Origin of the sequence: Dietzia sp. B44 (assembly GCF_014145245.1) — a bacterium.
GTDB classification, from domain to species: Bacteria; Actinomycetota; Actinomycetes; order Mycobacteriales; family Mycobacteriaceae; genus Dietzia; species Dietzia natronolimnaea.
Map to the genome: position 1 here is coordinate 1 of NZ_JAALEF010000409.1, position 1,893 is coordinate 1,893.

The window sequence follows — 1,893 nt, forward strand, 5'->3', positions numbered from 1 at the left end:
TCACGCCACCGAATCCGCCCTCGACGGCCTGGAAACCCGAGCCCGACACGGTGAACCCGGTCCGGCCCGAGGTCGACGCCACCGCCCCGCCCAGTGAGCTGGACGCCGTCAGTCGTGCGGCGGCGTTCGCCGGCGCGTCGGCGAGGACGGCGAGCGCCGACGTACCGAGCAGCGCCAGCGCCAGGACGGCGAGCATCCGCATCGCGGACGCCCGCATCGTTGATGACCGGGTGTGAATCACGTGAACTCCTTGACGAGGGCCGACCCGAGTGTCGCCGGGAACGCGGGCTCCGCCGGCGTCCGGGCGGTGCGGAATCGACGTCGATCCGGGGTGACCAACAGGTCCCCGGTGACGGGATGACGGTCGACGAGAACCGGCTGCTGATAGACCTCTTCCACCAGCTCGGCGGTGAGGACCCGGTCGGGTGGCCCCTCGGCACGGATCCGACCCCCGGAGATCATGACGAGCCGGTCGGACCACGCGGCGGCCAACTCCAGGTCGTGCAGGACCACCACCACCGCCCCGCCGGCGTCGGCCACGGTCCGGGCCAGCTCCAGGACGATCTCCTGATGGCGCAGGTCCACCGCGGCGGTGGGTTCGTCGAGGAGCAGCACTCCGGCCCGCTGGGCGAGCGCCCTCGACAGTGAGGCGCGCGCCTTCTCTCCACCGGACAGGGTCGGGAAGGTCCGGGACCGCAGCGAGGAGGTGTCGGTGGCGGCCAACGACTCCTCGATGATCTCCTCGTCGTCGTTCCCCTCGGGCAGCGCTGCCCAGGGGGCGCGCCCCATCGCGACGATCTCCCGCACGGTGAAGGGGAAGGCGACCGAGTTGGCCTGGGTGAGCAGGGCCCGGCGGCGGGCGAGGTCGCCGAGACGCCACCGGTGCAGATCGGTGCCGTCGAGCACCGTGCGGCCGGAGTCCGGGTCGGTGTCCCCCGCCACCACGCCGAGCAGCGTGGACTTGCCCGCACCGTTGGGGCCCACCAGCGCCAGCACCTCGCCTGCGTAGACCTCCAGGTCGACCGCGTCGAGCAGGGTCCGGCCACCGATTCGTACCGTGACGCGTTCGGCGGACAGCACCGGTACGCGTGACCCGGTGACGCTCATCCCCAGCCCCCTGCGGTGCGACGGGTGCGGTGGAGGAGCCAGAAGAAGAACGGTCCGCCGACGGCGGCCGTCACCATCCCCAGTGGCAGCTCCGCGTAGTTCACGGCGGTGCGGGCGAGCAGGTCGGCCGCCAGCAGACACACCGCACCACCCAGCGCCGACGCCGGAAGCAGCAGTCGGTGGCCCGGCCCGGCGATCATGCGGACGAGATGCGGCACCACCAGGCCGACGAACGCGACGATGCCGCAGAAGCTCACCGCAGCGGCCGTGAGCAGGCCGACCAGCAGGATCGAGAAGACACGCAACCGCTCCACGTTGACGCCCAGGTGGCGGGCCGGGCGCTCTCCGAGCGCGAGCAGGTCCAGAGGTCGCGCCAGACGCGCTGCCAGGACCAGCCCGAGCAACGCCAGAGGCGCCACCACCAGGACGTGCTCCCACCGGCTGCCGTTCAGGCTTCCCAGTTGCCAGAACACGATCTCCTCGCGGGCCTGGGTGTCCCCGAGGAACATGAGCAGCGCGAGCGCGGCTCCGGCGACGGCGTTCACGGCGATGCCGGTGAGGACCAGCGTGACCACCTCGGTCCTGCCGTTGCTCCGGCTGAACAGGTACACCGCGGTGGTGGTGATGATGCCGGCGACGAAAGCGCAGACGACGCTGGTCCAGGCACCGAAGGCGGTCAGCCCGAACACGATCGCCGCCGCGGCGCCCACGGCCGCCCCGGCGGACACCCCCACCACGCTGGGCTCGGCGAGCGGGTTGCCGAACGCGCCCTGCATGAGCGCCCCG

3 protein-coding genes are annotated in these 1,893 nt (G+C 72.3%); all 3 read right to left on the reverse strand.

The genetic code is table 11. The features are described 5' to 3' along the window. Positions 1 to 241, reverse strand: a 241-nt coding sequence (locus G6017_RS13115) for a hypothetical protein (RefSeq protein ID WP_206682435.1), incomplete at its 3' end; no start/stop codon positions are given. Then, positions 238 to 1,107 (reverse strand): heme ABC transporter ATP-binding protein, encoded by an 870-nt coding sequence (locus tag G6017_RS13120; RefSeq protein WP_182610083.1) that lies wholly within the window; start codon positions 1,105 to 1,107, stop codon positions 238 to 240. The genes G6017_RS13115 and G6017_RS13120, both read right to left, overlap by 4 nt. Further along, positions 1,104 to 1,893, reverse strand: a 790-nt coding sequence (locus G6017_RS13125; RefSeq protein WP_182617737.1) for a FecCD family ABC transporter permease, incomplete at its 5' end; no start/stop codon positions are given. The genes G6017_RS13120 and G6017_RS13125, both read right to left, overlap by 4 nt.